Below are 23,025 nucleotides of genomic sequence, written 5' to 3'. Positions count from 1 at the left end.
CGCCTTGTGGCCCGCGAGGCCACACCACGACACGAATGGCTGTTCTGCCGCCGAGTCTTGAGTGATTCGACGGTCCACTGCGTACGGGAGGGCAAGAAGCTACCTGACCCACACAGAACGCAAGGAACGCCATGAGGTCCCTGGAGCGGCATCGCGACGCCGGCGCCTACGCGCTCGGTGTCCTCGACGCGGCGGACACCTTCCGCTTCGACGATCACCTCATGGACTGCCCGGTCTGCCGTGATCTGGTCACTGAACTAACCCCCACAGCACGGCAGTTGGCGGCATACGCCCGGGTGACGCCACCGCGCGTCGACCCGCTGGCCACGGCAGGACCCGGCCTGCTCGACCGGCTGCTCGCCGATTCGGGGCGGCTGCGGCGCAGGGCGGCCGGGCGCAGGCGGTGGCTGTGCGCGGTCGCAGCGAGCGTCGTGCTCGCCGTTGCGGGGCCCGCGGTGGCGGTCCTCACCGCCGACGGCCCCGGCCCCGAGCGGATCACCGCGCGGGACGGCCGCACCGGCGTCTCGGCGACGCTCACCGCGCGCGACCGCGCCTGGGGCACGGACATCGGGCTCCGTGTCCACGACCCGGAGGGCTCCCGGGTCTGCGAACTCGTCGCCATCGCCGCCGACGGCTCCGAGCAGCCGGTGACCACGTGGAAGGTGCCCGCCGGTGCGCCGTCGGACGGGGTGTCGACGCAGGGCGGCGCCGCGCTCCCCCGCGCGGACATCGACCGGTACGAGGTGCGCACCACGGCGGGCAGGCACCTCCTGACGCTCGACCGCCGCTGAACCCCGCCACTGCTGAACCGCTGAACCCCGCTACTTGAGCAACCGTGACATCCGGCGGTCCGCGAGCCGTTTGCCTCCCGTCTGGCAGGTGGGGCAGTACTGCAGCGAGGAGTCGCTGAAGGAGACCTCCCGGATGGTGTCGCCGCAGACGGGGCACGGCTCACCCGTACGGCCGTGGACGCGCAGGCCGCTCTTCTTCTCCGCCTTGAGCCGGCCCGCCGCGACGCCGTGCGAGCGCTCCACCGCCTCGCTCAGCGTGGTCCGCAGCGCCACGTACAGCCCGTGGGTCTCCTCCTTCGTCAGGCTCGAAGCCAGCTTGTACGGGGACATCCGGGCCGCGTGCAGGATCTCGTCGCTGTACGCGTTCCCGACGCCGGCGATCAGGGTCTGGTCCCGCAACGCGCCCTTGATCTGGCGTCGTTCGTCCGCCAGGAGCCCCGCGAAACGGTCCTCGTCGAAGTCGTCGGCGAGCGGGTCGGGACCGAGACGGGCGATGCCCGGGATCTGTGCCGGATCCTCGGTGACGTACACGGCGAGGCGCTTCTGAGTGCCGGCCTCCGTCAGGTCGAAGCCCTCACCGGTCTCCAGGGCGACCCGCAGGGCGAGCGGGCCCTTGCCGGGGCGTGGCACGCCGTCGGGCAGCCGGTCCTTCCAGTGCAGCCAGCCGGCGCGGGCGAGATGGGTGACCAGATGCAGGCCGTCCGCGTCGACGTCGAGGAACTTGCCGTGCCGCGCCACGCCCGTGACGGGCCGGCCTTCGAGGGCGGTGAGCGCGGGGTCGTACGTCTTCAGAACGCTGACCGCGACGGGCAGCACCCGGACGATCTCGTGGCCGGTGAGGTGGTCGGTGAGGAAGGCGCGCAGCGCCTCGACCTCGGGGAGTTCCGGCATCCGCTCACTCCTGACCCTGGTCCGGCATGGTCATGTGCTTCCTCGACTCGGGCTGTCCCGCTCGGGCACGATGAACTCGCACCACACGCACTTGCCGGTCCCCCGCGAGTCCACGCCCCACACGTCCGCGAGCATGTCCACCAGGAGCAGGCCGCGGCCCGACACCCCCGACTCCCCGGCCTCCCTGCGGCGCGGCAGCGCGCTTGACGAGTCCTCGACCTCGACGCGAAGGCGCCGGTCGGGGCCGGTCAGGACGCGCAGGGTCACGATCGCCGCGCCGTCGGTGTGCATCAGGGCGTTGGTGATGACCTCGTCGGCGACCAGCTCGACCTCGTCGGCGCGGTCCTTGGCCCCCCAGGCGCGGACGGCGGCCCTGATCATGTGCCGGGCCTCGGCGAGCGCCTCCGGATCGCCGGGGCCGACATGCTGCTGGAGGCGGCCTCCGGAGCGCGGCGCGTCCAGGAGGCGGCGGCGCAGGAGCAGCAGTGCCGCGTCGTCGTCGCCGCCCCGCTCGTCGACGATCGAGCAGAGCCGGTCGGCGAGCTGCTGGAGGTCGCGCGGGCCCGAGCAGGCGAGGTTGCCGAGCGCCCGAAGGCCGTCGTCGAGGTCGGCGCCCGGCTCCTCGATGAGACCGTCGGTGAAGAGCAACAGGGTCTGTCCCGCGTCGAGTTCGAGGGTGCTGACGGGGTATTCGAGACCGCCGAACTCGGCGGAGAGGCCCAGCGGGAGCCCACCGTCGACCGGCACCCTGCGGCAGCTCCCGTCGGTCTGCTGGAGCAGCGGATCGATGTGCCCGGCCCGCACCAGCTGGACGACGCCCGTCGACAGATCGGCCTCGGCGTAGAGGCAGGTGGCGAAGCGCTCGGTGTCCAGCTCGTGCAGGAAGCCCGAGGCGCGGGCCATGACGGTGGCGGGGTTGTGCCCCTCGGCGGCGTAGGCGCGAAGGACGATGCGCAGCTGACCCATGACGGCAGCGGCGTGTGTGTCATGACCTTGTACGTCGCCGATGACGGCACCGACCCGGCCGCCGGGCAGCGGGATCACGTCGTACCAGTCGCCGCCGATGTCCCGGCCGAGCGCCGCCGAGCGGTAGCGGACCGCGATCTCGGCGCCCTGGACGCCGGGGATGGTGCGCGGCAGCATCGCCTGCTGGAGGCCCTGGGCGAGGTCCTTCTCCTGCTCGTAGAACATCGCGCGCTGCAGGCTCTGCGCGATGCCGCTGCCCAGGGCGACCAGGACGTTGCGTTCCTCCTCGGTGAAGCCGGTCTTTTCCTGGTAGAGCAGGCCGAGCACGCCGATCGGCCTGGCCTGCGCGATCAGCGGCAGATAGGCGGCCGCGGTGATGCCGAGCTTGTCGATGTGCGGCCACAGCTCCGGGTACGAGGCCGCGAACTCGGCGGCCGTCTCGATGAAGCGCGGCGCGAGCGTGCGCACCACCTCGCTCATCGGATACGGCTCGTCGACGCGGCTGAACTTGGTGCCCGGCACGAAGCTGCCCGTCGGCCCCTCCGCGACAAGACGGATCCGGCCGGCCTCGACCAGGCCCATGACGAGGTTCGACGCGCCCAGGTGGGCCAGGCCGTGGGTGTCCTTGAGCACGTCGATGACGTCCCGCACGGTGCGGGCGTGTGCGAGGGCCGCGGTGGTGCCCTGCACGATGCTCGTGCGGCGCCGCCGGTCCTCCTCCTCGTCGGCGCGCTCGCGCCGGGCCGTGCTGTCGCCCAGCTCCTGGGTGGCGTCGCGGACGATGCCGACGATGCGGCGCGGGCGGCCCGTCGGGTCGCGTTCGATGTGCCCCTGGGTGTGCGTCCAGCGCAGCCCGCCGTCGCGCAGGCGGATGCGGAAGTAGATGCCGTAGGTCCGGCTGCCGTCCTTCAGCGCGTGCGAGACGTACGCGTCCAGGCGGTGCGCCTCGATCGGCGGGACCCGTACGGCCAGGGTCGCCGGATGACCGTCGTACTCGTCGGCCCGCAGGTCGAAGACGTCCAGGCCCGCGGCGTCCAGGTGCATCAGGCCGCTGTCGAGGTCCCAGTCGAAGCAGCCTGTGCGGTTGAGCGCCAGGATCGGCCGCGGGTCCGCTGGCCAGCCGTCCGGCAGTGACGTGGGCGTCATGACACTTCATGATTCTTCGCTGTCGGGCCCGAGCGCGCACGCTCAGCTCTCGAAAGTTCCGGGATCGCTGGTCAGCGGGACGTCGTTCGACGGAGTCGGCGGGGTGGGTGTGGGGCAGCCGGGCGGAGGCGGGGACAGGGAGTCGTCGGGCGGCTCCGTGCCCGTGGCCGGGGCGGGCGTCGGGCAGTCCGCGGAGGTGGTGCCCGGGTCGGTGGAGGGCTCGCTGCTCTCCGAGTCGCTCGGCGTGGGAGGCGACGTACTCGGCGTCGGCGTGCTCGGGGTCGGAGTGCTCGGCGTCGGTGTCGGGGGCGGCGGGGGCACCCGGTGGTCGTGGCCGCCGTGGTAGTCGCCGGTCTTCCGCTCGATCCAGGTGTTGTTGACGATGTTCACGATGGTGATGTTCGTGATGATCTTCGGTGCCGGGGTCACGACGATCACCTGCGTCGGGCGGTAGCCGGGCCACTGCGGTCCTTGCCTGCTCGGGGTGCCCTGGAGCGACACCCGCGTCACGAACCACGGCTACCGCAGTGGTCAGGCCACCGGCTACCAGTCGGCGAAGGCGCGGGCCTTGCCCTGGTCGGCGGTGAGGAAGCGGACCTGGGCGTCTACGTCGCAGCTGCCGACGGACTGTGTGCCGCCGTAGAGGCCCGGTGTGCTGGCCGAGTAGGAGCGGGCGCCCTGGTGGGCCGTGGGCGACGACGTTCCGCTCGGTGCGGGCTGCGGCGAACGGGTGACGGGCGAGGGGGTCGCCGTGGACGTGGCGGTGGAGTCGGTGAAGGGGTCGGGGCCCTCGGCGGCTGCGGGCTGCATGAACAGCTCGGACTCGCCGTCGGCGGCGTTCTTCTCGCCTCCGTCGGAGCATCCCGCGACGGCGACGGCCATGGATATCGCGAAGGCCGTCACATAGGTCCTGGTGGGCACTCGCACCGTGCTCTCCCGCCCGCTTTCAGGCACTTTCCACCCATTCTCTGAGGGTGTCGGAAGGTGCGCGCAAGCCGAGGTGAGGGCGGCGTGTCCGCGCGGGCCGAGGGGTGGCCGGAGCCGGTCCGGGCGCAAAATGGCCTTGTGCAGTGGTTCACGGCAGATCAGTACTGGCTCGCCCGACTCGTCTTCCAGCGGGCACTGGCCGCCGTCTACCTCGTCGCGTTCCTGAGCGCGGTGCTGCAGTTCCGCGCACTGATCGGGGAGCGCGGGATGCTGCCGGTGCCGCGTTACGTGGAGCAGGTGCCGTTCCGCCGGGCGCCGAGCCTCTTCCAGCTGCACTACTCGGACCGCTTCTTCGCCGCGGTCTGCTGGGCGGGCTGCGGCTGTGCGGCGGCGCTGGTCGCGGGGGTCGACGGGCTGCTGCCGCTGTGGGGCGCGATGCTCCTCTGGATCGTGCCCTGGGTGCTCTATCTGTCGATCGTGAACGTGGGGCAGACCTGGTACGCCTTCGGCTGGGAGTCACTGCTCCTGGAGGTGGGCTTCCTCGCCGTCTTCCTCGGCAACGACGAGACCGCTCCCCCGGTCCTTGTGCTGTTCCTGCTGCGCTGGGTGCTGTTCCGTGTCGAGTTCGGGGCCGGTCTTATCAAGATGCGCGGCGACGCCTGCTGGCGCAAGCTCACCTGCCTGTACTTCCACCACGAGACACAGCCGATGCCCGGCCCGCTGAGCTGGTTCTTCCATCATCTGCCGAAGCCGGTCCACCGGATGGAGGTCGCGGCGAACCACTTCACCCAACTCGTCGTCCCCGTCCTCCTGTTCACACCCCAGCCGATCGCGACGGCCGCGGCCTGCCTGATGATCGCCACCCAGCTGTGGCTTGTCCTGTCCGGGAACTTCAGCTGGCTGAACTGGATCACGATCGTGGTCGCCCTGTCGGTCCTGGACTTCGGGGGCGTGGGCGCACCGGCCGATCCGCCCGGCGCCCCGCTCTGGTACGAGGTGGTGGTCATCGCCGCGACCGCGCTGCTCCTCGGCCTGAGCTACCGTCCGGCGCGGAACCTCGTCTCGCGCCGCCAGATCATGAACTACGCCTTCGACCCGCTCCATCTCGTCAACGCCTACGGCGCGTTCGGCAGCATCAGCCGCGTCCGTATGGAGGTCGTCGTCGAAGGCACGGCGGACACATTGCCCCGGCACGACTCGCGTTGGCTGGAGTACGAGTTCAAGGGCAAGCCGGGCGATGTGCGGCGCTGGCCACGCCAGTTCGCGCCCTACCATCTGCGGCTCGACTGGTTGATGTGGTTCGCCGCGCTCTCCCCCGCCTACGCCCGGCCGTGGTTCGGCCCGCTGGTGGAGCGGCTCCTGGACGGCGACCGGGACACGCTGCGGCTGCTTCGCCGCTCCCCGTTCCCGCCGGAGGCGCCGCCCGCGTACATCCGGGCGCGCCTGTACCGCTACCGCTACACGACCTGGCGGGAGCTGCGCGAGACGGGCGCCTGCTGGGAGCGGACGTATGTGCGTGAGTTCATGCCGCCGACGCACTTCGGCTCGGCGGCTCAGAGGCGGTAGACGCGGGTCGCGGTCCCGGCGAACACGGCGGCACGTTCGGCGTCGCTCAGCGCGTCGGTCAACTCCCGTGCGATGTCGACCACTTCGCCGTACGAGGCTTCCAGGGTGCAGACGGGCCAGTCGGAGCCGAACATCAGCCGGTCCGGGCCGAAGGCCTCGAGCACGGTGTCGGCGTACGGCCGCAGATCCTCGACCGTCCAGCTCTTCGGGTCCGCCTCGGTCACCAGGCCGGAGAGTTTGCAGACGGTGTTGGGCAGCGCGGCGAGGGCGCGGACGGCGGCGTCCCAGGGTTCCAGGTCGCCGGACGCGATCGGCGGCTTGCCCAAGTGGTCGAGCACGAAGGTGAGTTCGGGGTGCTCCCGGGCCGCCTCGACGCAGGCGGGCAGTTGATGGGGCAGCACCACGAGGTCGTAGGCGAGGCCTGTGTCGGCGACCGCCTTGAGACCACGGCGTACGTCGGGGCGCAGCAGCCACCGTGGGTCGCGCTCCCCCTGGACCTGGTGCCGGATGCCGACCAGATACCGCCTGCCGGGAAGCTCGCACAGCTCGGCGAGCGCGTCGGCGACATCCGGGCGGGTGAGGTCGGTCCAGCCGACGACGCCGGCGACGAGCTCGGGGTCCGCCGCGGCAAGGGCGAGGAGTTCGGGGGTCTCCTCCGCGACGGTGACCGTCTGGACGACGACGGTCGCCGCGACCTTGGCGGCGCGGGCCTCGGGCAGCAGATCGGCCAGGGAAAAGTCCCGGCGGATCGGGGCGAGCGCGTCGCCGGTGATCCAGTCCTGGTCTCGTACGGAGAGGTCCCACACGTGGTGGTGGGCGTCTACCATCCACGGCGTTTCGGCCGTCCGCTCCGGTTCGGCCACCCGCTCCGGTTCGCTCATCACAGCTCCCATACGACGGGCAGTCCCGCCTCCGCGCCGTCGGCCGAGTAGTCGTGGACGACATCGAGCAGCTCGCCCATGCGTGCCTGCCAGGCGATGTTGACCGGCAGCTTCTCCAGTTCGGCGAGCATACGGGGGTAGTCCGCGCACTCCAGGACGTGGAAGAGGTCGGTCCCGCTGCGCCAGATCGTCCAGGAGGTGGCGCCCGCCGCGCGGATGGCGGCGGTGAGCTCGTCCGGCACTTCGCGGTGGGCGGCGTCGTACTCGGCGACGCGGTCGGCGCGGACCTTGGTGTGCAGGGCGACTCTCACGCGGACTCCTCACGGGGGACGGGAACTTCGGCGGGCAGCAGTCCCTCGGCCCTGGCGTCCTGCCAGAAGGCGTCGGGCACCGCCCGCGCGAACTGCTCGGCGGCGTCCCGGACTTCGTACGCCGAGCGGGCGCCGACGAGGACACCGGCGACGGACGGGTGGGCGAGCGGGAAGGCGATGGCGGCGGCGCGCAGGGTGGTGCCGTGCCGTTCGGCCATGGCCTTCAGCCGGAGGGCGCGGTCCAGGAGGCCGGCGGGCGCGGTCGCGTAGTCGTAGGTGGCGCCGGGCCTGGGGTCGGCGAGCAGGCCGGAGTTGAAGACCCCGCCCATCACCACCGATGTGCCGTGCTGCTGTGCCGCCGGGAGCAGATCGGCGAGCGCGCTCTGGTCGAGGAGTGTGTAGCGGCCCGCGCACAGCACGGCGTCGACGTCCGTGTCGCGGACGAAGCGGGTGAGCATGGCCGTCTGGTTCATGCCGGCGCCGATCGCACCGACGACGCCCTCCGCGCGCAGCCGCTCGAGGGCCGGATAGCCCTCGCGGAAGGCCTGCTCGGCGTGGTCGTCGGGGTCGTGGAGGTAGACGATGTCGACGCGGTCGAGGCCAAGGCGGGTGAGGCTGTCCTCCAGGGAGCGGCGCACGCCGTCCGCGCTGAAGTCCCAGACGCGGCGGTGCGTGGCGGGCACGGCGAAGCCGTTGGCGAGGTCGTCGCCGACCGGCCGCCCCGCCACCGGTTCGAGGATCCGTCCCGCTTTGGTGGAGAGCGCGTACGCGTCACGGGGGCGGGCCCGCAGCGCCTCGCCGAGCCTGCGCTCCGACAGGCCCATGCCGTAGTGCGGCGCGGTGTCGAAGCAGCGGATGCCCGCGTCCCACGCGGCGTCGACCGCCGCGGCCGCCTCCTCGTCGGTGACGGGCGCGTAGAGGTTGCCGATGCCGGCGGCGCCGAAGGACAGCTCGGTCACCTCGACGCCGCCGGGTCCCAGGGTGCGCCGCGCGATGCCGCTCACCGGCCCGCCGGACGCAGTCGCAGGCCCTGCATGCCGCCGTCCACGGCGAGCGCGGTGCCGGTGGTCGCGCCGGAGAGGGGGCTCGCCAAGTAGGCGATGGCGCCCGCGACTTCGTCCGCCGACACCAGGCGTCCTGTGGGCTGGCGGGCCTGGAGCGCGGCCCGCTCGGCGGCCGGGTCGGGCGCCGCGTCCAGGAGCCTGCCGACCCACGGGGTGTCGACGGTGCCGGGGTTGACACAGTTGACCCGCACCCCTTCGCGTACATGGTCGGCGGCCATCGCGAGGGTCAGCGAGAGCACCGCTCCCTTCGACGCCGAGTACAGGGCGCGCTGCGGGAGTCCGGCGGTGGCGGCGATGGAGCAGGTGTTGACGATCGCCGCGCGGCCGGAGTCCCTGAGGTGCGGCAGGCAGGCGCGGCTGGTGCGGACGATCCCGAGGACGTTGACGTCAAGGACGGTGTGCCACTGGGCGTCGTCGTTGTCCTCGACCGTCCCCTGGGCGCCGATCCCGGCGTTGTTGACCAGTACGTCGAGTCCGCCGAGCCCGGCCACGGCGGCGGCGACGGCCTCGCGTACCGACGCGTCGTCCGAGACGTCGGCGCGGTGGCCGGTGAGCGGCTTCTCCACGGTGCTCGGATCGAGGTCGAGCACGGCCACCTGGGCGCCGCGCGCGGACAGGAGTTCGGCGGTGGCCCGCCCGATGCCGGAGGCTCCGCCGGTGACGAGGGCCTTCAGCCCCTCGAAGTCGGTCATGCGGCTGCTCCTTTGCCTTGAGGGACGGCGCCTTGGGCGAGTGATCCTTGAGCGAGGTCGGCGGCCCAGAAGGCGCCGTCCGGATAGGTGAACTCCGCGAGCGACTCGGGCCGCATGGTGGCGGAGAAGCCCGGCGCGCCGGGGGCCGTGTAGTGGCCGGCGCGCACCACCACCGGGTCGGTGAAGTGTTCGTGGAGGTGGTCGACGTACTCGATGACGCGGTTCTCGGTGGTCCCGGACAGCGCCACGTAGTCGAACATCGACAGGTGCTGGACCAGTTCGCACAGGCCCACGCCGCCCGCGTGCGGGCAGACCGGGACGCGGAACTTGGCGGCGAGCAGCAGGATCGCGAGGTTCTCGTTGACACCGCCGACGCGGGCCGCGTCGATCTGCAGGACGTCGATGGCGCCCGCCTGGAGGAGCTGCTTGAAGACGATGCGGTTCTGTACGTGCTCGCCGGTGGCGACCTTGACGGGGGCGACGGCCTTGCGGATCGCGGCGTGGCCGAGGACGTCGTCGGGGCTTGTGGGCTCCTCGACCCAGTACGGGTCGAACTCGGCGAGGGCGCGGGTCCATTCGACGGCCTCGTCGACGTTCCAGCGCTGGTTGGCGTCGATCGCCATCCGGATGCCGGCCCCGACCGCCTCGCGTGCGGTGCGGCAGCGGCGTATGTCGTCCGCCAGGTCCGCGCCGACCTTCAGCTTGATCTGGGTGAAGCCGTCGGCCACGGCCTGGCGGGCGAGGCGGGTGAGCTTCTCGTCGCTGTAGCCGAGCCAGCCGGGTGAGGTGGTGTAGCCGGGGAAGCCGCGCTCCCGCAGCAGGGCTTCCCGGTCGGCGGCTCCGTGGCGGCCCAACTGGAGGAGATCCAGGGCCTCTTGGGGGGTGAGCGCGTCCGCGATGTAGCGGAAGTCGACCTGCGAGACGAGCCACTGCGGGTCGGCGTCGGCGAGGAACCGCCACAGCGGCTTGTGCGCGCGCTTGGCCGCCAGGTCCCACAGCGCGTTGACGACGGCCCCGATGGCCATGTGCATCACGCCCTTCTCGGGGCCGAGCCAGCGCAGTTGGCTGTCCCCGATCAGGTCGCGGTTCAACGTCCCCGGGTCGGCGCAGAGTTCCTCGACGGACCGGCCGAGCACGTGGTGGCGCAGCGAGGCGATCGCGGCGACCTGGACGTCGTTGCCGCGCCCGATGGTGAAGGTGAAACCGTGTCCTTCCAGGCCGTCGTCCGCGTCGGTGCGAAGGACCACGTAGGCGGCGGAGTAGTCGGGGTCCGGGTTCATCGCGTCGGATCCGTCCAGTTCCCGTGAGGTCGGAAACCGTACGTCGAAGGTGTCAACCGCGGTGATGCGGGCGGGAGTCGGGGACACAGGAGGCCTTTCCGGAAAGGGGCAAGGAGGCGCTGAACCAGAACGGGGTCAGTCCTGTGCGCGCCCCGTGGTGACGCGCGCGATCATCAGGGCGACCAGGATGATTCCGCCGTAGATGGCCTGGATCCAGAAGGACGGCACCTGGGCGAGGGTGAGCAGGTTCTGGACGACACCGAGCAGCAGTACGCCGGTGAGGGCGCCGAACATGGTGCCCTTGCCGCCGTCGAGGCTGATGCCGCCGATGACCGCGGCCGCGAACACCGTGAAGATCATGTTCTGGCCCTGGTTGGCGTTGATCGCGCCGACGTACCCGGTCTGCATCAGCCCGCCGAGGGCGGCGAGCACACCGGCGACGACGAACACGCCGAGCATCACGCGCTCCACCCGGATACCGGCGGCGCGCGCCGCGTCCGCGTTGCCGCCGATCGCGTACAACGCACGCCCCACGCGGTGGTACTTGAGGACGAAGCCCGCGATGCCGAAGGCGGCCGCCGCGAGCCATACGGAGAGCGGGATGGTCAGGAAGGTGGAGGTGGCGAGGGTGTAGAAGGCGTCGGGCATGCCGAAGAGCGTCTTGCCCTCGGTGGCGCCGACGAGCAGCCCGCGCAGCACGATCAGCATGGCGAGCGTCACGATGAACGCGTTGAGCTTGAGCTTCACCACGAGGATGCCGTTGAAGGCGCCGATGACGGCGCCAGCCACCAGGATCGCGAGGATCGCGAGGGCGGCCGGGAACTCGCTGCCCCACCCCGACTGCGCCACCGGCAGCACCAGCAGCGCCCCGACAGCGGGCGCGATGCCGACGACGGACTCCAGGGAGAGGTCGAACTTTCCGGTGATCAGGACCAGCGACTCGGCGAGCACGACCATCGCGAGGGCCGCGGAGGCGCCGAGGATGGAGATGAGGTTGCGCTCGGTGAGGAATGAGTCGTTCACCAGGGTGCCTAGGAGCATGAGGAGCAACAGGGCGGGGACCAGGGCGAGTTCGCGTGCGCGGCGTAGGAGGATGCTTTTCGCTGCGCGGGCTTCGGCGGGGTGCTTTGCTGCCGGGGTGGCCTTCGCAGCCGGGGCCTTGAGGTCAGCCATGGTGGTCTCCTTGTGCGTCGGCCGCGGGCCGGTGGGGGCTTGTCGCGCAGTTCCCCGCGCCCCTATCGGGGCCCGTGGTGCCCACCCCCTCGATTGATGCGATCAGGTCGTGATCGTTGAAGCCCGCCTTGTGTTCCGCGACGACCCTGCCGTGGAAGAGGACCAGCACCCGGTCGCAGCGCCGCAGGTCGTCCAGTTCGTCGGAGACGACCAGGACGGCCGTGCCGTCCTCGCGGGCGTTGTCCATGCGGGCGAGCAGGGACTCCTTGGACTTCACGTCCACGCCGGCCGTCGGGTTGATGAGGACGAGAAGACGTGGGTCGGAGGCGAGCGCGCGGGCCATGACGACCTTCTGGGCGTTGCCGCCGGAGAGGTCGGAGACCGGCTGGTCGGGGCCCTCGGCGTGGATGTCGAGGCGGTCGATCAGCTCCTCGGCGAAGCCGCGCTTGCGTTCGGTGCCGACGAAGCCGTACTTCCCGAGCCGGTCGAGCACGGTCATCGTGGCGTTGTCGCCGATGGACATGCCGAAGACGAGGCCCTGGTCGTGCCGGTCGCGCGGCACACAGCCGACCCCGGCGCGCAGAGTGGCGGCCACATTGCCGAACGGCAGTCGCCTGCCGTCCAGTTGAGCCGTGCCGCCGGTCGGCGTGTGCAGTCCGGCGATGGTCTCGGCCAGGTTGATCTTGCCGCTGCCGCTGGACCCCGCGAGGCCGACGACCTCGCCCTTGCGGACGGTCAGGTCGACGTCCTCGTACGACTCACTCGTGAGGCCTCTGACGTCGAGCATCACCGGGGCGTCGGCGGGGACCTCGGTCCGGGCGACGGACTCCTCGGCCGCGGCCTGCTCCGTCAGGGCCTCGCCCGCCATCGCCTCCACGAGGGCGGCGCGCGGCAGTTCGGCCACGGGCGCGGTGGTGATCCAGCGGGCGTCGCGCAGGACGGTGACGGTCTGGCAGACCTCGTACACCTCTTGGAGGTGGTGCGAGATGAAGAGGAAGGTGACGCCGGACTCCTGCAGCGCCCGCATCCGCGTGAAGAGCCGCTCGATCTCGCGGTTGTCGAGCTGCGCGGTCGGCTCGTCGAGGACGATGAAGCGGGCGCCGAAGCTCAACGCCCGTGCGATCTCCACCATTTGGCGGTCCTCGACCTTGAGGTCGGCGGTGCGCGCGTCCGGGTCGACGCGCACGTCCCAGGTGTCGAGGACCTGCGCCGCCTCTTCGCGCAGCCTGCGCCAGCTGATGAAGCCGCCGCGGCCCTCGGGCTGCCGGTTGATGAAGAGGTTCTCGGCGACGGTCAGTTCGGGGACGACGGTCGGCTTCTGGTAGACGCAGGCGACCTTGCGGCGCCAGGCGTCGCGGTCGGCGAGCGGCGGTGCGGGCTCGCCGTCGAAGCGGACGGTGCCCGCGTCCGGGGCCTGCAGCCCGGTGAGGACGGTGACCAGAGTGGACTTGCCCGCGCCGTTGCGGCCGACGAGGGCGTGGGACTCACCGGGCAGGACGGTGAGACGGCCGTCCTGCAGGGCGACGGTGGGTCCGTACCGCTTGACTATGCCGCTCGCCTCGACGAGCGGCGTCGGCCCTGTCGTGGGGGGCTTGCTCATCGGCGTACTCATTCGACCGTGTTGCCCCAGAGCTTGGAGTCGTCCACGTTCTCCTTGGTGACCAGGGGCGCGGGCAGCTGGTCCTCGAGGATGCCGCTGGGCAGCTTCACGATCGTGGAGTCGTGGTCGGTCGGCCCCGGCTTGAACTTCTTTCCGTTCATCGCGGCCTTGATGTAGTACATGCCGTACTTGGCGTAGGCGTCGGCGGGCTGCGAGACGGTCGCGTCGATCTGGCCCTTGCGGATGGCGTCGAACTCCTGCGGGATGCCGTCGTTGGAGACGACGGTGATGTGGCCCTTCTCCCCTGTCTTCTTGAGCATCTTCTTGGACTTCAGGGTCTGCAGGGTGGGCGCGAGATAGACGCCGCCGGCCTGCATGTAGATGCCCTTGATGTCGGGGTTGGAGTTGAGCAGCGTGTCCAGCTTGGAGGCGGCCGTGTCGGACTCCCACTTGGCGGGGATCTCCAGGACCTTCAGCTTGGGGTACTTCTTCTTCACGCAGGTGCGGAACGCCTCCGAGCGCTCACGGCCGTTGACGGAGGCGAGGTCTCCCATGATCTGGACGACCTTGCCGGTCTTGACCTGCTTGCCGAGGTATGCGCACGCCTTCTCGCCGTACGCGACGTTGTTGGCCCGCACCACCATCGCGACCTTGCCCTTCTCGGGGGCGACGTCGACGGCGACCACGGGGACGCCCTTGCGCTCGGCCTGGTCGAGTCCCGCGGAGATGGCGGCGCTGTCGAGCGGGGCGACGACCAGCCCCTTCACGCCCTGGTTGAGCTGGTTGTTGATGTCGGTGATCTGCTGCGAGGGGTCGCTGTTGGAGTTGACCGTCTTGTGCGCGTCGACGTCCTCGGACTTCGCCATCTTCGGTACGTAGTCGTTGTACGACTGCCAGAACGGCGAGGTCAGCAGGGGCAGGATCACCCCGACCTCGCCCTCTCCGCCGCCGCCCCCGGCACCGGGCGACGCGCTGTCCTTCGTACTGCCGCACGCCGTGATCACGAGGGACGCGCAGGCGGCCGCTGCGGCGATCCGCACCGCCCGCGAAGTCCCCACCCTGCTGGGCCTGTTGCGAACTGTTCTGCCGGCCATCTGTCGGCTCCTCAGTAGTCCTGGCGACTGATGGGCGAATATTTATCAGACCACTTGGCGCTCACAACACCCCTCGTCGCCAACTTTCCCCGCTTTCAGGCCGTAGTGGTCGGACCACATCTCTGGTTAGACTGCGGCGCACTCAGCCAGTGGAGGAGCATCACGTGGACCAGACCGCCCCGCAGAAGGGCACCGTGACCGGTCGGGCCATCGAGCAGATCAAGGCCATGATCGGCGAGGGCCGGCTCGAACCGGGTGAACGGCTGCCCACCGAACGGGAGTTGGCGACGCGGCTGGGCATCTCGCGCAGTTCCATGCGGGAGGCGATTCGCGCCCTGACCGTGATGGGCGTCCTGGAGGCCCGGCACGGATCGGGCATCTACGTCACCCAGCTGGAGGCCGGGGATCTCCTGGAGACCTTCGGGGTGGTGGCCGATCTGTCGCGCGGGCCGCGGCTCGTCGAGCTCCTCGAAGTCCGCAGGGTCCTTGAGTCCACCGCGACGGCGCTGGCCGCCGCGCGCATCTCGGCCGACCAACTGGCCGATGTGGAGAAGCACTTGGAGGCGATGAACGCCACCGACGATCCCGAGGAGATCCTCTCCCACGATCTGGCGTTCCACCGCACCATCGCCTTCGCGGCCGGCAACGACACGATGGCCGCCATCCTGGAGGGCCTCTCCTCCCGCACGTTCCGCGCGCGGGTGTGGCGCGGCTACCAGGAGGAGGGTGCGTTCGAGCGGACGCGCCGGGAGCACGCCCGCATCCACCGGGCGCTGGTGGCCCGCGACCCGGAGGCGGCGCGGGCCGCCGCCGCGGCGCATGTGGGAGAGGTCGAGGAGTGGCTGCGGGCGCAGCTGGACGAGTAGCAGGATTCCCGCTGCCGGTCACGGCGTGATCGGATGCTTGCCGTGACGTGATGTGCGAGTGCTCTCATCAGGTCATCCTCGCCATGAGGCCAGGCCATCCTCGCCATGAGCCAGGCCACCCGACCCGAGCAGAGGCGCCGACGATGGAATCACCCGCCGCGGGACCACCCACCGCCGGAATCAGCCTGCGCCAGCTGCTGATGTCGCTCGGCGAGCCCCTGGTGGAGCTGCAGACCGCGCCCGCGGGCCTTGACGTCGAGATCCGCAGTGTGGCCCTGCTCGACCCCGAGGATCCGCCGGTCGCCCACCCGGGGGAGCTGGTGCTCGCCATCGGCGCCCGTGGCCGCGCCGCCTTCCCCGCGCTGCGGGCGGCCGGGCGCGACGGAGCCGCCGCCGTCGCCGTCAAGGTGGATGCCCCAGGGCAGGCCGCCGCCCTCAGCGAGACCGCAGCCGAGGCAGGGGTCGCGCTGCTTTCGGTGCGCGGCGAGGCGCGCTGGGACCAGGTGGACGCGATCGCCAGGGCCGCCCTCGACGACGCACCCGTGGACGGCTCCACCGAGGACGCCGATGAGGGCGACCTCTTCTCGCTCGCGCAGACCACCGCCATGCTCACCGGCGGCATCGTCAGCATCGAGGACACCGCCAACCGGGTCCTCGCCTATTCACGCTCCGCCGACCACGACGGGGCCGACGACCTGCGGCGGCAGTCCATCCTGGGGTGGCAGGGCCCGGAGGCGTATCTGGCGCGGCTGCGCGAATGGGGTGTGTTCCAGCGGCTTCGCACCTCCGACGACGTGATCAATGTCGACAGCCACCCCGAGTTGGGGATCCGCCGCCGGCTCGCGATCGCCATCCGGTCAGGAGACCGGCAGCTGGGCACCATCTGGGTCCAGGAGGGATCGACGCCGCTGACCGAGCGCTCGGACCAGGCGCTGCTCGGCGCTGCCCGGGTCGCCGCGCTCCACCTGGTGCGCCGCCGCCGGGAGCTCTCGGCGGACGTGACGCTCGCCCGCACCCTCGCGGCCGGACTCCTGGAGGGCAGCAGCGGCCCGCAGCCGCTCGCCGCCCACCTGGGCCTCGACGCCGCCCGGCCTGCCGCGGTCCTCGGCTTCTCGTACGGGGCGACCGAGGCCACCGGAGCCGAGCTGGCCCGCGCCGAGGTCACCAACCTGATCTCGGTGCACACCGCCGCCCGGCACCGCGCCGCCCTGGTCACGGAGGGCGATCACCGCATCTACGTCCTGCTCCCGGCGCTGCCGCGCAGCATCGACATCGGCACGCTGCGCGGCTGGGGGCAGGACATCGCCGACACCGCACGCCGCCACCTGGGCCTGGCGCTGCGCGGATCGGTCGGCTGCATCGTGCCGGGCCTCGGCAAGGTCCCCCAGTCGCGCCGGGAGGCGGACCGGATCCTCGACGCCATGGTGAACGCCGATGTCGCCACCACGGTCGCCGCGCTGCCGGACATCCAGGCGGAGGTCCTGGTCAGCGAGGTACTTGCGCTGCTCGCCGACCGCCCCGACATGCGGGACCCCCGGCTGACCGCCGTGACCGCCCACGACAGCCGGCATCAAGGGCGCCTTGCCGAGTCGATCCTGGCGTACCTGAACGCCTTCGGCGATGTGCGGGCGGCCGCCGCCCAGCTGCATGTGCACCCCAACACCGTGCGCTACCGGATCGGCCGGGCCGAGCAGCTGACCGGTCTCGATCTGAGCCGTCCCGATCAGCGGCTGCTCGCCATGCTGCAGCTGCGGCTTTCCGGGTGATTCTCACTAGAATGTGCACTATGCGCAGTTGAGATGACGGGCTGATGACGGGCTGGCGAAGATGACCTCGGAGAATGCCCTGCCGGACGGCTCGGACCGAGCATGCGACATCGCCGGCGCTGCCATGGCCGAACTGGACGCGGCGGGAACCGTCATCGGGTGGACCAGGGCGGCCGAGCGGCTGCTCGGCCTTCCTGCCGAAGAGATCCTGAACCGTCCTGCGGCCCAACTGCTGGCGATCCCCGGGGACGAGGCGCGCGTGGCCGCCGTCGCCAACTGGTGCCGCGCCGCGGACGGCTGGAGCGGCTCGGTCGCGGCGCGCCACCGCGACGGCGGGAGCGTACAGCTGGCGGTGCAGGTGACGCCGCTGGTCGACGCGGCGGGACGGGAGCGCTGGTCCGTCCTCGCGCTCAAGGAGTGGCGGGTGCCGGGCGGCGGCGTGAACCAGCTGATGCTGGAGCCGTTCCTCGCCCACGCACCCGTGGGCATGGCCGTACTGGACAGCGATCTGCGCTACGTCTGGGTCAATGACGTACTGGAACGCCTGATCCCCCTGGAGCGCCGGCTCGGCCGGCAGGTGAGCGAGGTGCTGCCGAAGCTGGAGGCCGAGGCGTTCGACGAGAGGATGCGCCACGTCCTGGAGACCGGATCCCCGGTCATGGAGTACGAATTCCGCAGCCCCACATACGCCGACCCCCACGAGGAGCGCGTCTACTCGGCCTCCTTCTTCGGCCTGGAGGGCCCGCACGGCCGGCGCGTCGGCATCTGGTACATGGTCATCGACATCACCGACCGCTGGCAGGCCCAGGGACGCCTTGACCTGCTGAACAACGCCGGTGCCCGGATCGGCAGCACGCTGGATGTCACACGGACCGCGCAGGAACTGGCCGATGTCAGCGTGCCGCCGCTGGCCGACTTCGTCACGGTCGACCTGCTCGACTCGGTCATCAGTGGCCAGGAGCCGGTGCCCGGCCCGGTCGACGGCGCACCCGCCCTCCGCCGGTCGGGCCAGAGGTCGGTCCGTGAGGGCTGCCCGGAATCCAGTCGGACCGTGGGGGAAGCCGTCCCGCGGTCGCCCTCGTCGCCGATCTCCCGCTGCCTCCTGGAGAGCCGGTCCCTGGTCGAAACGATCCTTGACGCGGCCACCAGCGGATGGGTCACCGACGACCCGGCGCGGGCCGCCGACATCCGCGACTTCGACTTCCGCTCGGTGCTCGTCGTGCCGCTCCTCGCGCGCGGTGCCACCCTGGGCGCTGCGACCTTCGTACGGTCCCGGCGGCTCGGTCCGTTCGACGAGGGCGACATCCAGCTCGCCGAGGAACTCGTCGCCCGTGCCGCGGTATGTGTCGACAACGCCCGCCGCTTCACCCGTGAGCGCGCCGCGGCCCGCGTGATGCAGCGCAATCTGCTGCCGCACGCCCTGGCCGGGGGATCCGCCGTCGACGTGGCCTCGTGGTACTTCCCCGCGGACGCCCCGAGCGGTGTCGGCGGGGACTGGTTCGACGTGATCCCGCTGTCCGGGGCCCGCGTCGCCCTGGTCGTCGGGGACGTCGTCGGACACGGCATCAACGCCGCGGCCACCATGGGACGCCTGCGCACCGCCGTGCAGACACTGGCCAATCTGGATCTGCCGCCCGATGAACTCCTCGCCCGCCTCGACGACCTGGTCATCGGGCTCGTCGAGCAGCACGGCTCCGCCGAATCGGCGGATGCGGGCAACGAGAGCGTGGCCGCCACCTTCACGGGGGCCACCTGTCTGTACGCCGTGTACGACCCGGTCAGCAGGCGCTGCACACTGGCCCGGGCCGGCCACCTGCCGCCCGCGATCGTCACCCCCGACGGCGCCGTCGACTTCCCCGACCTGCCCGCGGGACCGCCGCTCGGCCTCGGGGCGCTGCCCTTCGAACCCGTCGAGTTCGAACTGGCCGAGGGCAGCCTGCTCGCCCTCTACACCAATGGCCTGATCGAGACCTGCGACCGGGACATCGACGTCGGTCTCGCCCGGCTGAGCAACGCCCTGGCGGTGACCGGGCCGACGCTGGAGGAGATCGGCCGGAACGTGGTCAAGGCGCTCCTCACCGGGCCGCCGTCCGACGACGCCGCCCTGCTGCTCGCCAGGACCCGCGCCCTCGGTGCCCACCAGGTCGCCTCCTGGGACCTGCCGTCCGATCCGGCCGTGGTCGCCGATGCCCGCAGCCTCGCAGGACGGCAGCTGACGGAGTGGGGCCTGGACGATCTGCTCTTCACCACCGAGCTGATCGTCAGCGAACTGGTCACCAACGCCATCCGGCACGCCACCGGACCGATCACCTTGCGGCTGATCCGGCAGGCCGCCCTGATCTGCGAGGTCTCCGACGCCGGCAGCTCCGCACCGCGCCTGCGGCACGCCCGCACCACCGACGAGGGCGGGCGTGGTCTTTTCATCGTCGCCCAGCTCACCCGGCGGTGGGGCACCCGCTACACGTCGACCGGCAAGATCATCTGGACCGAGCAGCAGATTGCACCGGACGACGCGGTGTGAGCTCCCCGCATTGGCCGGCCGGCCAGCGATCGACGGGGATTTTGTGGCTGCTCACAAATAATCCGCCTCGCATCGCCGCATACGCTGTCGCAAATCCATTCCGGCAGTGACGCGGCTCACCTCTCACAAGGAGGCGGCGCGAAGGGCCACAGCGCGGCAGCCGTCACGTCCCCATCCCCCTGCCCCGTGCCGGAACACGGAGAGCGCGGCCCGCTCCCGCCTTGTCACCGAGGCGATGTGCCGCCAAGGCGATCCAGCACGTAGTCACCCCTCGCACGACCCGTCCCAACTCACTGGATGTCGAGATGACTTCACTTCCCCCTGCCCCCGCGGCCTCCCCTCCCGCTCCCCCCGGCGACCGCACGGCTCCGCACGATTCGGAGCTGCGGTCCGGCCTCAAGAACCGCCATCTGTCCATGATCGCCATCGGCGGTGTCATCGGAGCGGGCCTGTTCGTGGGCTCCGCCTCCGGCATCGCCGCCGCGGGTCCCGGCATCCTGCTGTCGTACGCGCTGGTCGGCACCCTGGTCGTCATGGTGATGCGGATGCTCGGCGAGATGGCCGCCGCCGACCCGACATCGGGGTCCTTCTCGGCGTACGCGGACCGGGCGCTCGGCCGCTGGGCCGGTTTCTCCATCGGCTGGCTGTACTGGTTCTTCTGGGTCGTCGTGCTCGCGGTGGAGGCCACCGCCGGTGCCGTCATCCTCAACGGCTGGATACCGGCCGTACCGCAGTGGGGCTGGGCGCTCATCGTGATGACCGTCCTGACCGCCACCAACCTCGCATCGGTCGCCTCCTTCGGCGAGTTCGAGTTCTGGTTCGCGGGCATCAAGGTCGTCGCCATCGCCGCCTTCATCGGCCTCGGCGCCCTGGCGATCTTCGGTGTGCTGCCCGGCTCGGACAACGCAGCCACCGACTTCGGCAATCTCACCTCGCACGGCGGATTCCTGCCGAACGGCCCCAGCGCCATCCTCACCGGCGTACTGATGGTCGTCTTCTCCTTCATGGGCAGCGAGATCGTCACCCTCGCCGCCGGTGAGTCCAAGGACCCGCAGCGCGCCGTCGCCAAGGCCACCAAGAGCGTCATCTGGCGGGTCGGCGTCTTCTACCTCGGCTCGATCCTCGTCGTGGTCTCCCTGCTCCCCTGGAACGACCCCTCGATCGAGAAGAAGGGCTCGTACGTCGCGGCCCTCGACTCGATCGGCATTCCGCACGCCGGTCAGGTCATGAACGTCATCGTCCTGACCGCGGTGCTCTCCTGTCTGAACTCCGGGCTCTACACCGCGTCCCGCATGGCCTTCTCCCTCAGCCGGCGCGGTGACGCCCCGAAGGCCTTCGCCCGGACGAACGGGCGGGGCGTCCCGCAGGCCGCGATCCTGGCCTCCGTCGTCTTCGGCTTCGTCGCGGTCGGCTTCAACTACCTGTGGCCGGACACGGTGTTCCAGTTCCTGCTGAACTCCTCCGGCGCGGTCGCGCTCTTCGTCTGGCTGGTGATCTGCTTCTCGCAGCTGCGGATGCGCGGCATCATCCTCCGCGAGAACCCGGAGAAGCTCATCGTCCGGATGTGGCTCTTCCCGTATCTGACGTGGGTCACTATCGCGATGATCTCGTTCATCCTGGTCTACATGCTCACCGACGACAGTCCGGGCGGCGGCCGTATCCAGGTGCTGTTGTCCGTGCTCCTCGCGGTGCTGGTGGTCGGCGTCTCGCTGGTCCGCGAGCGGTGGGGTGCACAGGCACGCCACCAGCGGCATCATTGACATATGTCAGGACATGCGCCTGTGATCGTGCACCCGCCGTCCCCGAACGGTGGCCGGCGGGTCACGATCCGCGGTGAAGACGTGGGAACGGCCTTCTACCTGTTCGATGTGCTGGAGTTCCTGCGCCGAGCGGGCCTGCCCGAGGCCGACACGGCGATCGACGACCCGGAGCTCATCGAGTGGCGCGGGGCCGGGCCGCAGGCCTGGGGGCCGGAGAACAGCCCGTGACCGGCAGACGCTTCTCGAACCAGTGATGGGCGTACGGCTCGTCATTGAAGGCGGCGACCTCCTGGAAACCGAAGGAACGGTACAGGCCGATCGCGGCACTGAGTGCCTTGTTGGTGTCCAGGCGCAGCGCTTCACAGCCGTGCCGGACGGCCCGCGCCTCCAGGTCGGCGAGGAACCGGCGGGCGAGGCCGAGGCCCCGCGCGTGCGGCGCGACCCACATGCGTTTGACCTCGGCCGGGGCGCCGGGCGGCAGCTTCAGACCGGCGCAGCCGACGGGCTCGCCGTGCGTCCGCGCGACGAGGAACAGGCCGTGCGGCGGCCGGAGTTCACCGGCGTCGGGCAGCAGGCTCCGCTCGGGGTCGAAGCCCGTGTCGAAGCGCTCCCGCAGCTCGGCGAAGTAGGACAGCAGGCAGTGCCGGGCGTCCGGGTGGTCCGGGTCGACGACGTCGAGCGTGACCGTGCCGGCGGTCAGCAGGCGGTCGACCTCGGCCATGGCGGCCACAAGACGGGCACGCTGATCGGCGTTGAGCGGCTCCAGGATGGCGCCCGCAAGCTCGTCGCTGCTGTCGTCGAGCAGGGCACGCTCCGCGAGGCCCGCTTCGGTGAGCCGGACGGTACGCACCCGCCTGTCCCGGGGCTGCGGCTCCACCGCCACGAGCCCGTCGGCCTCCAGTGAGCGGAGCAGCCGGCTCACGTAACCGGAGTCGAGCCCGAGGCGCTCGCGCAGCCACCGTACGTCCTGGCCGCCCACGCCGATCTCCCAGAGCAGCCGGGCCTCGCCGATGGGCCGGTCGCGGCCCAGGTAGCGGTCATGGAGCACACCCACACGCTCGGTGACGGTGCGATTGAACCTACGCACCTGTTCGATCTGCCCCTGGGGCATTTCGCCCGCCGCGTCCGCTGGGTCCACTGGGTTCATTCTCTGACTTTAGTCAGATAACGCCGTCAGACGCCAGTGGGAATGCGCGTAACTGACGATCTGGCGTCGCGTTGGTCTGCCGGGGCCCGGCGATTCCGTCGCGGGCCATGGCGAAGGATTGAGGGGCTTTCCACCATGCACGAGATCACCAAGAAGCTCGCTACCTGGATCGCGGCAGCAGCCGCCGCACTCGGCTGCGTCATCGCCGCGGGCCCGTCGGCGGTCGCCGACGGCAAGTGGTGCAACCACTCGGTCTGCATCGAGACGTACGACTCGGGGACCTATCTGGGCCGGGTGGAGGTGTCGGTCACCAACACCAACCAGCCGCACAGCATCCGCGCGCGCGTGTGGACCACCAACGGCTGGAGCGCCAACACCAAGACGGAGGACGTCGCCGCGTTCCGGACGTACCGGGACCAGGCCTACCCCCAGCGCCACTTCCCGGCGGGCACCCGGCTGTGCGCGGAGGGCTTCCGCGGCGGCGACAGCGTGGGCCTGCCCTGCGTGACCATCACCGGCTGACCCGCCAAGACCGCCGGATGGGCTGTCGCCACAGCCCATCCGGCGGTCTTCAGCAGCGGGA

At 71.0% G+C, this 23,025-nt stretch carries 21 protein-coding genes; 8 read left to right on the top strand and 13 right to left on the bottom strand.

All coding sequences use genetic code 11. From position 1 onward, the window contains the following. The first annotated feature begins 131 nt into the window (after positions 1 to 131). Positions 132 to 791, top strand: coding sequence for a zf-HC2 domain-containing protein (locus AB0G47_RS22860; protein WP_360772835.1), 660 nt, complete (start codon positions 132 to 134; stop codon positions 789 to 791). Positions 792 to 821: 30 nt separating this feature from the next. Here the strand turns inward: AB0G47_RS22860 and AB0G47_RS22855 are convergent, their stop codons facing one another. From AB0G47_RS22855 to AB0G47_RS22840, 4 genes are read right to left on the bottom strand one after another with little or no spacing between them, the layout of a single operon-like run. Further along, complete coding sequence (locus tag AB0G47_RS22855; RefSeq protein ID WP_360772832.1) at positions 822 to 1,682, bottom strand: DNA-formamidopyrimidine glycosylase family protein; 861 nt, start codon at positions 1,680 to 1,682, stop codon at positions 822 to 824. 30 nt (positions 1,683 to 1,712) lie between these two features. Next, positions 1,713 to 3,794, bottom strand: coding sequence for a SpoIIE family protein phosphatase (locus tag AB0G47_RS22850; RefSeq protein WP_360772829.1), 2,082 nt, complete (start codon positions 3,792 to 3,794; stop codon positions 1,713 to 1,715). Positions 3,795 to 3,836: 42 nt separating this feature from the next. After that, positions 3,837 to 4,304, bottom strand: a complete 468-nt coding sequence (locus AB0G47_RS22845; RefSeq protein ID WP_360772827.1) for a DUF6777 domain-containing protein — start codon at positions 4,302 to 4,304, stop codon at positions 3,837 to 3,839. A gap of 33 nt (positions 4,305 to 4,337) precedes the next feature. Continuing rightward, entirely contained in the window at positions 4,338 to 4,721 is a 384-nt protein-coding gene (locus tag AB0G47_RS22840) for a DUF6777 domain-containing protein (protein ID WP_360772824.1), read from the bottom strand. 138 nt (positions 4,722 to 4,859) lie between these two features. Here AB0G47_RS22840 and AB0G47_RS22835 point away from each other — a divergent pair, with 138 nt between their 5' ends. Then, the gene (locus AB0G47_RS22835; protein WP_360773208.1) at positions 4,860 to 6,287 is read left to right on the top strand and encodes a lipase maturation factor family protein; all 1,428 of its coding nucleotides are present in this window, start codon (positions 4,860 to 4,862) and stop codon (positions 6,285 to 6,287) included. Here the strand turns inward: AB0G47_RS22835 and AB0G47_RS22830 are convergent. Genes AB0G47_RS22830 through AB0G47_RS22795 form a run of 8 tightly spaced genes read right to left on the bottom strand, consistent with a single transcriptional unit; the run spans position 6,275 to position 14,382 of the window. Continuing rightward, a complete protein-coding gene (locus AB0G47_RS22830; protein ID WP_360772821.1) occupies positions 6,275 to 7,168 on the bottom strand; it encodes an amidohydrolase family protein in 894 nt (297 codons plus the stop codon). The genes AB0G47_RS22835 and AB0G47_RS22830 overlap by 13 nt on opposite strands. Beyond that, a complete protein-coding gene (locus AB0G47_RS22825; RefSeq protein ID WP_360772818.1) occupies positions 7,168 to 7,479 on the bottom strand; it encodes an L-rhamnose mutarotase in 312 nt (103 codons plus the stop codon). Before AB0G47_RS22825 ends, AB0G47_RS22830 begins: the two co-directional genes overlap by 1 nt. After that, a complete protein-coding gene (locus AB0G47_RS22820; RefSeq protein ID WP_360772816.1) occupies positions 7,476 to 8,483 on the bottom strand; it encodes an aldo/keto reductase in 1,008 nt (335 codons plus the stop codon). The genes AB0G47_RS22825 and AB0G47_RS22820 overlap by 4 nt, the downstream gene beginning before the upstream one ends. Next, positions 8,480 to 9,235, bottom strand: coding sequence for an SDR family oxidoreductase (locus AB0G47_RS22815; RefSeq protein WP_360772813.1), 756 nt, complete (start codon positions 9,233 to 9,235; stop codon positions 8,480 to 8,482). The genes AB0G47_RS22820 and AB0G47_RS22815 overlap by 4 nt, the downstream gene beginning before the upstream one ends. Further along, on the bottom strand, positions 9,232 to 10,602 hold the full coding sequence (locus AB0G47_RS22810) for an L-fuconate dehydratase (RefSeq protein WP_360772811.1): 1,371 nt from the start codon (positions 10,600 to 10,602) through the stop codon (positions 9,232 to 9,234). Before AB0G47_RS22810 ends, AB0G47_RS22815 begins: the two co-directional genes overlap by 4 nt. A 48-nt stretch (positions 10,603 to 10,650) precedes the next feature. Then, the gene (locus AB0G47_RS22805) at positions 10,651 to 11,688 is read right to left on the bottom strand and encodes an ABC transporter permease (RefSeq protein WP_360772808.1); all 1,038 of its coding nucleotides are present in this window, start codon (positions 11,686 to 11,688) and stop codon (positions 10,651 to 10,653) included. Next, positions 11,681 to 13,288 carry a sugar ABC transporter ATP-binding protein gene (locus AB0G47_RS22800; protein WP_360772805.1) on the bottom strand — a complete coding sequence of 536 codons (1,608 nt, stop codon included), beginning with the start codon at positions 13,286 to 13,288 and terminating at the stop codon, positions 11,681 to 11,683. Before AB0G47_RS22800 ends, AB0G47_RS22805 begins: the two co-directional genes overlap by 8 nt. Positions 13,289 to 13,296: 8 nt before the next feature. Continuing rightward, on the bottom strand, positions 13,297 to 14,382 hold the full coding sequence (locus AB0G47_RS22795; protein WP_360772803.1) for a sugar ABC transporter substrate-binding protein: 1,086 nt from the start codon (positions 14,380 to 14,382) through the stop codon (positions 13,297 to 13,299). Positions 14,383 to 14,546: 164 nt separating this feature from the next. Between AB0G47_RS22795 and AB0G47_RS22790 the strand changes: the two genes are divergently transcribed. The 5 genes from AB0G47_RS22790 (at position 14,547) to AB0G47_RS22770 (ending at position 21,523) form a co-directional block, all read left to right on the top strand. Continuing rightward, positions 14,547 to 15,248, top strand: coding sequence for a FadR/GntR family transcriptional regulator (locus AB0G47_RS22790; protein ID WP_360772801.1), 702 nt, complete (start codon positions 14,547 to 14,549; stop codon positions 15,246 to 15,248). A 143-nt stretch (positions 15,249 to 15,391) separates the two neighbouring features. Beyond that, entirely contained in the window at positions 15,392 to 17,014 is a 1,623-nt protein-coding gene (locus tag AB0G47_RS22785) for a helix-turn-helix domain-containing protein (RefSeq protein ID WP_360772798.1), read from the top strand. 61 nt (positions 17,015 to 17,075) lie between these two features. Beyond that, positions 17,076 to 19,535, top strand: a complete 2,460-nt coding sequence (locus tag AB0G47_RS22780) for a SpoIIE family protein phosphatase (RefSeq protein ID WP_360772796.1) — start codon at positions 17,076 to 17,078, stop codon at positions 19,533 to 19,535. 305 nt (positions 19,536 to 19,840) lie between these two features. Beyond that, complete coding sequence (locus AB0G47_RS22775; protein ID WP_360772793.1) at positions 19,841 to 21,295, top strand: amino acid permease; 1,455 nt, start codon at positions 19,841 to 19,843, stop codon at positions 21,293 to 21,295. A gap of 3 nt (positions 21,296 to 21,298) precedes the next feature. Beyond that, complete coding sequence (locus AB0G47_RS22770) at positions 21,299 to 21,523, top strand: hypothetical protein (RefSeq protein ID WP_360772791.1); 225 nt, start codon at positions 21,299 to 21,301, stop codon at positions 21,521 to 21,523. Here AB0G47_RS22770 and AB0G47_RS22765 read toward each other — a convergent pair. After that, complete coding sequence (locus AB0G47_RS22765) at positions 21,468 to 22,406, bottom strand: helix-turn-helix domain-containing GNAT family N-acetyltransferase (RefSeq protein ID WP_360773205.1); 939 nt, start codon at positions 22,404 to 22,406, stop codon at positions 21,468 to 21,470. The two genes, AB0G47_RS22770 and AB0G47_RS22765, sit on opposite strands and share 56 nt — an antisense overlap. A gap of 171 nt (positions 22,407 to 22,577) precedes the next feature. Here AB0G47_RS22765 and AB0G47_RS22760 point away from each other — a divergent pair, with 171 nt between their 5' ends. Then, on the top strand, positions 22,578 to 22,964 hold the full coding sequence (locus AB0G47_RS22760) for a hypothetical protein (protein WP_360772788.1): 387 nt from the start codon (positions 22,578 to 22,580) through the stop codon (positions 22,962 to 22,964). The last annotated feature ends 61 nt before the right edge of the window (positions 22,965 to 23,025 follow it).

Origin of the sequence: Streptomyces sp. NPDC021622 (genome assembly GCF_040640795.1) — a bacterium.
Lineage (GTDB): Bacteria > Actinomycetota > Actinomycetes > Streptomycetales > Streptomycetaceae > Streptomyces.
Note: the sequence above shows the minus strand (reverse complement) of the source record. Positions and strands in the feature narration are given on the sequence as shown.